The following is a 7414-nucleotide window of genomic DNA, read 5'->3' as shown; positions in this document are numbered from 1 at the left end:
TCTCGACCGTCCAGTCCAAGCTCGGCTTCGAGCGCAAATGGGTGGCCAACCGGCTGACGCACAGCGCGCTCAACGGACTGCTGCTCGACGAGAAAACCGGGGCCGACGTGAAGGACACCAAGGACAAGCTCAAGACGATTCTCGAAGCCCACGATCGCGCGATCGCCGCGACCGGCGGGTGACTGACTTGGTCGCCACCCCCGTCATTCCGGGGCAGGGCCGCAGGCCCTGAACCCGGAATCTCGAGATTGTCTGGGTCCATTCGCAATCAAAAGGGGATTCCGGGTTCAATCGCCGACGCACAGCCGCCTTGCGGCTGCGCATTGACGATTGCCCCGGAATGACGTTGGCCGCGCAGCGGACCGACGTCTGCGCCGCTGTCAACCCAGCTCACCCCCGCGCGAACATCCGCGCTTCGTTCGCGATCACCGGCTTCACCGCCTCGCCCAGCCGCGCCGCCGCCGCATCCACCGTCAGCCCCGCCGTATCCACCACCGCATTCGCCCGCGCATACAGCGGCTCGCGGCTCACCAGGATGTTGCGCAGCTCGGCCATGGCCGAGCGGTCGTCGGCCATCGGCCGCAGATCGCCCTGCTTGCGCACGCGCGCCATGTGCTCCTCCGGCTCGGCCTTGAGCCAGATCGTGTAGAACGAGGTCAGGATCAGGTCGAAGGTGACGGGCTCGGAGACGATGCCGCCGCCGGTCGCCAGCACCATCGGCTCCTTGCGCGCCAATAGCTGCACCAGCGCCGCCTGCTCCATGCGGCGAAAACCCTCCTGGCCGTACAGCGCGATGATCTCGGCGGCCGACAATCCGTTCTGCCGCTCGATCTCCTTGTTGAGCTCGACGAAGCTCCAGCCGATGCGCTCCGCCAGCATCCGCCCCAGGGTCGACTTGCCGGCGCCGCGCAGGCCGATCAGCGCGATGCCCGAGAACGTGCGGCGCAGCGGCGCCGAGCTCCCGCCGGCGAGCAGGTCCTTGACCTGGGCGATCTGGCTCGGGCTCGCCTTCTTCAGGAGATCGCGGATGACGGGCCAGTCCGGCGACGGCTCGTTGCCGGGAATGATGTCGTCGAGCGGCGCGTTGATGGCGTTGGCGATGCGGCGCAGCAGCACGATCGAGACGTTGCCTTTGCCGCTTTCGAGCTGGGCGATGTAGCGTTCGGAAATACCGGAGACCTCGGCCAGCACCTTGCGCGACATGCCGGCGAGGCCGCGCATCCGCCGCACCCGCTGGCCCAGCTGGTCGAGGAAATCGGTCTCGGCCGCCGACTGGCCGGCATCATCCCTGGCTGCGTCGCTATCTGGCGGCATGTCCCTCTGACTTCTTGTGAAACGGAAACATAATGCCGGAGAGGATTGACAGCAAGCGCCGTTGGTGGCCTTCTATGAATTATAATTCAAAAATCGGGGGAGGAACGCCGTGAAGTCGTACAATGCGGTGTCGTGGTTGCTTGACCGCAATGTCGAGGCGGGACGTGGCGACAAGCTTGCCTACACGGACACGGTCTCCGAGCTGACCTATCGCGGCCTGCAGCAGCAGTCCTGCCGCGTCGCCAATCTCCTGCACCGCCTCGGCGTCCGCCGCGAGGAGCGCGTGGCGATGATCATGCTCGACACGGTGGATTTCCCCGCGGTGTTTCTCGGCAGCATGCGCGCCGGCATCGTCCCGGTGCCGCTCAACACCTTGCTGACGACGGAGCAATACGCCTATGTGCTGGCGGACTGCCGCGCCCGGGTGCTGTTCGTCTCCGAGCCGCTCTATCCGGTCGTCAAGGACATCGTCGGCCGGATGCCCGATCTCAATTGCGTCATCGTCTCCGGCGCAAACGCGTTCGGCCACAAGCTGCTGTCGGAGGAGCTGGCGCGCGAGAGCGATCAGTTCGACACGGTCGCGACCCATGAGGACGAGCCGGCGTTCTGGCTGTATTCGTCCGGCTCGACCGGCATGCCCAAGGGCGTGCGCCATCTGCACGGCAATCTCGCGGCGACCGCCGAGACCTATGCCAAGCAGGTGCTCGGCATCCGCGAAAGCGACATTTGCCTGTCCGCGGCAAAACTGTTTTTCGCCTATGGCCTCGGCAATGCGCTGACCTTCCCCTTGTCGGTCGGCGCCACCACGATCCTCAACTCTGAGCGGCCGACGCCGGCGTTGATGTTCAAGCTGATGAACCGCTACAACCCGACCATCTTCTACGGCGTGCCGACCTTGTTCGCGGCGATGCTGCACGACGAGTCGCTGCGCCATGAGAAGGCCGGCAGCGCGCTCCGCATCTGCACCTCCGCCGGCGAGGCGCTGCCGGAGTCGGTCGGCAACGCCTGGAAGGCGCGCTTCGGTGTCGACATTCTCGACGGCGTCGGCTCGACCGAGCTGTTGCACATCTTCCTGTCCAACGCGCCCGGCGACATCAAATACGGCTCCTCCGGCCGCCCGGTGCCGGGGTATCAGGTGCGCCTCGTCAACGAAGCCGGCGAAGCCGTGCCGGACGGCGAGGTCGGCGAGATGCTGGTGCATGCGCCCTCGGCCGGCGAGGGCTACTGGAATCAGCGCCACAAGACGCGCTCGACCTTCGAGGGCTATTGGACGCGCACCGGCGACAAATATGTCCGCGACGCCGAAGGCCGCTACACCTTCTGCGGCCGCTCCGACGATATGTTCAAGGTCTCCGGCATCTGGGTGTCGCCGTTCGAGGTCGAGAGCGCGCTGATCACGCATCCGTCGGTGCTCGAGGCCGCGGTCGTGCCGGAAGCCGATCCGGAAGGTCTGCTGAAGCCGAAGGCCTATGTCGTGCTGCGCCCCAGCGTCGACCGCTCGACCCTGCACGAGGCGTTGAAGGAGCATGTGAAGCAGAAGATCGGCCCGTGGAAATATCCGCGCTGGATCGAGGTGGTGGAGTCCCTGCCGAAAACCGCGACCGGCAAGATCCAGCGCTTCAAGCTCCGCGAGGGAACGAGTCAGTAGTTGATCTTCCTGCCGGTGAGTTGGTCCTGCTGTTAGTTGTCGTCATGGCCGGGCTTGACCCGGCCATCCATCTTCCCGCGATGAACAAAGACGTGGATGCCCGGGACTCCGCCGCGCCGAAGCGGCTTCGGCCGCGCAGGCGGGGCAAGCCCGGGCATGACGAAGGAGAGAATAGCGCATGACGCTCGAAGCGAACGGCTTCCTCACCATCGACTCCGCCCAGCTCGAATATCGCCTGATCGGTCCGCAGCCATCCGACGCCCCGTGCATCGTGCTGCTGCATGAAGGCCTCGGCTCGGTCGGGCTGTGGGGCGATTTCCCTGACAAGCTCCAGCAAGCGACCGGCGCCTCCGTGTTCGCCTATTCCCGTGCCGGCTACGGCGCCTCCACGCCGGTGTCCCTGCCGCGCCCACTCGACTACATGCAGCGCGAGGCGCGCGAGGTGCTGCCGAAGCTGCTCGACCAGATCGGCTTCCAGCGCGGTCTGCTCGTCGGCCATTCCGACGGCGCGTCGATCGCGGCGATCCATGCCGGCAGCCAGGCCGATCATCGGCTCGACGGCATCGTGCTGATCGCGCCGCACGTCGTTGTCGAGGATGTCTCGGTCGCCTCCATCGCCGCGATCAAGACCGCCTATGAGACCACCGAGCTGCGCGCCAGGCTGGCGCGCTGGCACAAGGATGTCGACAACGCGTTTCATGGCTGGAACAGCGCCTGGCTCGATCCGGCGTTCCGCGCCTGGGACATCACCGCCGACCTCGCTCATATCCGGGTCCCGGTCGCGGTCATCCAGGGCGTCGATGACCAATACGGCACCGTCCGCCAGGTCGAGATCATCCAGGAGGAGTGCTACTGCCCGGTCGAGGTGACGATGCTGCCCCGCACCGGCCATTCCCCGCATCGCGAGGCGCCGGACGCGACCTTGCGGGTCATCGCCGAGTTCGCGGCGGCCACGTTGCCGACGCCGGGATCACGAACATGAAACAAAGTGCATGTTTCGGCTTTTCGCGATAGACGGCGGCCGAAACATGAATTATTGTGCATCTCAACGATAAGCACTCCAACGCAAGGGTGACTCATGGCCGGGGAAGACCGCGTGCTCGCGGGAGGCAAGACGTTCATCGATTTTCAGACCGATCCCTCCCGCTATCGGCATTGGAAGCTCTCGATCGACGGCGAGGTGGCGACGCTCGCCATGGATGTCGACGAGAATGGCGGCCTGTTCGAGGGCTACCAGCTCAAGCTCAACTCCTATGATCTCGGTGTCGACATCGAGCTCGCCGATGCCGTGCAGCGGCTGCGCTTCGAGCACCCCGAGGTGAAGGTCGTCGTGCTGCGCTCGGCCAAGCCGCGCGTGTTCTGCGCCGGCGCCAACATCCGCATGCTCGCGGGCGCCACCCACGCCCACAAGGTGAACTTCTGCAAGTTCACCAACGAGACCCGCAACGGCTTCGAGGATTCGAGCGAGAATTCCGGCCAGCGCTTCATCACCGTCGTCAACGGCACCGCGGCCGGCGGCGGCTACGAGCTCGCGCTCGCCACCGACCACATCATCCTCGCCGACGACGGCTCGTCCTCGGTGTCGCTGCCGGAGGTGCCGCTGCTGGCGGTGCTGCCGGGCACCGGCGGCCTCACCCGCGTCGTCGACAAGCGCAAGGTGCGCCGCGACCGCGCGGACGCGTTCTGCACCACGGAGGAGGGCGTCAAGGGCAAGCGCGCCGTGCAGTGGCGCCTGGTCGACGAGATCGCGCCGAACTCCAAGGTCGATGCCAAGGTCGCCGAGCGCGCCAAGGAATTCGCGGCCGCCTCGAAGCGCAATGGCAGCGGCAAGGGCATCGCGCTCACGCCGCTCAAGCGCGTGATCGATGCGTCCAGCGTGCGCTACGGCTTCGTCAATGTCGACATCGACCGTGCCGCCCGCATCGCGACCATCACGATCTCGGCGCCCGAGGCCGCGCCGCCGGCTGATATCGACGGCATGATCGGGCAGGGCGCGTCGTTCTGGCCGCTGCAGGTCGCGCGCGAGCTTGATGACGCCATCCTGCATCTGCGCATCAACGAGCTCGGCATCGCGATGCTGGTGTTCAAGTCGCATGGCGACCGCGCCCAGGTGCTCGCGCATGATGCCTTCCTCGAAGCCAACAAGGCGCATTGGCTGGTCAATGAGATCAGGCACTACTGGAAGCGCGTGCTCAAGCGCATCGATGTCACCTCGCGCACCCTGGTGACCCTGGTCGAGCCCGGCTCCTGCTTTGCCGGCACCCTGGCCGAGCTCGTGTTCGCCTCCGACCGCTCCTACATGCTGATCGGCACCATCCAGGGCGACAACCGCCCGGCGCCGTCGATCGAATTGTCGGCGATGAATTTCGGCCCCTATCCGATGAGCCACGGCCTGACCCGGCTGCAGTCGCGCTTCCTCGACGATCCCAACGGGCTCGCGCGCGTGCACGAGCAGGTCGGCAAGCCGCTCGAGGCTGAGGATGCCGAGGAGCTCGGCCTCGTCACCTTCGCGCTGGATGATATCGACTGGGAGGACGAGATCCGTGTGTTCCTCGAGGAGCGCGCCAGCTTCTCGCCCGACAGTCTCACCGGTCTCGAAGCCAATCTGCGCTTCGCCGGTCCGGAGACGATGGAGTCGAAGATCTTTGCCCGCCTCACCGCCTGGCAGAACTGGATCTTCCAGCGGCCCAACGCGGTCGGCGAGGACGGCGCACTCCGGCGCTACGGCACCGGCGAGCGGCCGCAATACGACATGACGCGCGTTTAAGTTTTCATCCGTCATGGCCGGGCTCGACCCGGCCATCCACGAGCCAAGCAGCTCGCACGACGTGGATGCCCGGCACAAGGCCGGGCATGACCACCGGAAAGGTTTTAGGGAGGTCTCCATGAACATGAACATCATGAACGTCGACTACTCGACCAAGATTCCGAACAACGTGAATCTCGCCGAGGACCGTCAGGTCCTCAAGGCGCTCGAAGGCTGGCACCCCGGCTATGTCGACTGGTGGAACGACATGGGCCCGGAGGGCTTCCAGCAGTCGCTGGTTTACCTGCGCACGGCCTATTCGGTCGATCCGCGCGGCTGGGCCAAGTTCGACTACGTCAAGATGCCCGACTATCGCTGGGGCATCCTGCTGGCGCCGCAGGAAGAGGACCGCAAGATCCCGTTCGGTGAGCATTATGGCGAGCCGGCGTGGCAGGAGGTTCCCGGTGAATATCGCGCGCTGATGCGCCGGCTGATCGTGATCCAGGGCGACACCGAGCCGGCCTCGGTCGAGCAGCAGCGCCATCTCGGCAAGACCGCGCCGTCGCTCTACGACATGCGCAATTTGTTCCAGGTCAATGTCGAGGAGGGCCGGCACCTCTGGGCGATGGTCTACCTGCTGCAGAAGTACTTCGGCCGCGACGGCCGCGAGGAGGCGGATGAGCTGCTGCGCCGCCGTTCGGGCGATGCGGACTCTCCGCGCATGCTCGGCGCCTTCAACGAGAAGACGCCGGACTGGCTGTCGTTCTTCATGTTCACCTACTTCACTGACCGCGACGGCAAGATGCAGTTGCACTCGCTCGCGCAGTCGGGCTTCGATCCGCTGTCGCGCACCTGCCGCTTCATGCTGACCGAAGAGGCGCACCACATGTTCGTCGGCGAGACCGGCGTCGGCCGCGTCATCCAGCGCACGGTCGATGCGATGCGCGCCGCCGGCATCGATGACCCCACCGATATCGCCAAGGTCCGCGCGCTCGGCGTCATCGACCTGCCGACCATCCAGAAGAAGCTGAACCTGCACTACACGCTGTCGCTCGACCTGTTCGGCTCGGAGGTCTCGACCAACGCGGCCAACGCCTTCAATGCCGGCATCAAGGGCCGCTACCACGAGACCCAGATCCAGGACGATCACCAGCTCAAGAACTCGACCTATCCGGTGCTCAAGCTGGTCGATGGCGAGATCAAGCGCGTCGACGAGCCGGCGTTGACCGCGCTCAACATGCGCCTGCGCGACGACTACTCGCAGGACTGCGTCAAGGGCCTGTTGCGCTGGAACAAGATCATCAGCACCGCCGGCTACGAGTTCCAGCTCAAGCTGCCGCACACCGCCTTCCACCGCGCCATCGGCGAGTTCAAGGACGTGCACGCCACGCCGGACGGCATCCTGATCGACGAGGCCACCTGGCAGAAGCGCAAGGGCGACTGGCTGCCGTCGCTGGATGACGGTGCCTACATCACCTCGCTGATGAAGCCGGTGACGGAGATCGGCGAATACGCCTCCTGGATCGCCCCGCCGAAGGTCGGCATCGACAACAAGCCGGGCGACTTCGAATACGTGAAGATCGAGACCTGATCGGAAGCGAATAGCGAATTGCGAGTAGCGAATAGGGCAGGCATCCTATTCGCTATTCACGCTGAATCAGCTCCGAGCGCCGGCCTCCAAACCTCTCCCCGCCCTTTGCGGGGAG

The 7414-nt window shown here is 65.6% G+C and carries 5 protein-coding genes and 1 pseudogene; 5 read left to right on the top strand and 1 reads right to left on the bottom strand.

The genetic code is table 11. The features are described from left to right. Positions 1-182, top strand: a pseudogene (locus BRAS3809_RS10175) (DUF4231 domain-containing protein); the annotation flags it as partial. 208 nt (positions 183-390) lie between these two features. On the opposite strand, the gene BRAS3809_RS10170 reads toward BRAS3809_RS10175, so the two are convergent. After that, complete coding sequence (locus tag BRAS3809_RS10170; RefSeq protein ID WP_008962002.1) at positions 391-1314, bottom strand: helix-turn-helix transcriptional regulator; 924 nt, start codon at positions 1312-1314, stop codon at positions 391-393. Positions 1315-1441: 127 nt separating this feature from the next. On the opposite strand from BRAS3809_RS10170, the gene BRAS3809_RS10165 reads away from it, so the two are divergent. The 4 genes from BRAS3809_RS10165 (at position 1442) to boxB (ending at position 7299) form a co-directional block, all read left to right on the top strand. After that, positions 1442-2962: a benzoate-CoA ligase family protein gene (locus BRAS3809_RS10165; RefSeq protein WP_008962001.1), complete on the top strand. Its 1521-nt coding sequence runs from the start codon at positions 1442-1444 to the stop codon at positions 2960-2962. Positions 2963-3140: 178 nt separating this feature from the next. Next, positions 3141-3944 (top strand): alpha/beta fold hydrolase, encoded by an 804-nt coding sequence (locus BRAS3809_RS10160; protein ID WP_008962000.1) that lies wholly within the window; start codon positions 3141-3143, stop codon positions 3942-3944. Positions 3945-4040: 96 nt separating this feature from the next. After that, the gene (gene boxC / locus BRAS3809_RS10155; protein ID WP_035655945.1) at positions 4041-5729 is read left to right on the top strand and encodes a 2,3-epoxybenzoyl-CoA dihydrolase; all 1689 of its coding nucleotides are present in this window, start codon (positions 4041-4043) and stop codon (positions 5727-5729) included. Between the two features lie 118 nt (positions 5730-5847). Next, positions 5848-7299 carry a benzoyl-CoA 2,3-epoxidase subunit BoxB gene (gene boxB / locus BRAS3809_RS10150; protein ID WP_035655943.1) on the top strand — a complete coding sequence of 484 codons (1452 nt, stop codon included), beginning with the start codon at positions 5848-5850 and terminating at the stop codon, positions 7297-7299. Positions 7300-7414: the final 115 nt, after the last annotated feature.

The organism is Bradyrhizobium sp. STM 3809 (genome assembly GCF_000239795.1).
Lineage (GTDB): Bacteria > Pseudomonadota > Alphaproteobacteria > Rhizobiales > Xanthobacteraceae > Bradyrhizobium.
This window is presented reverse-complemented; position numbering and strand designations above follow the sequence as displayed.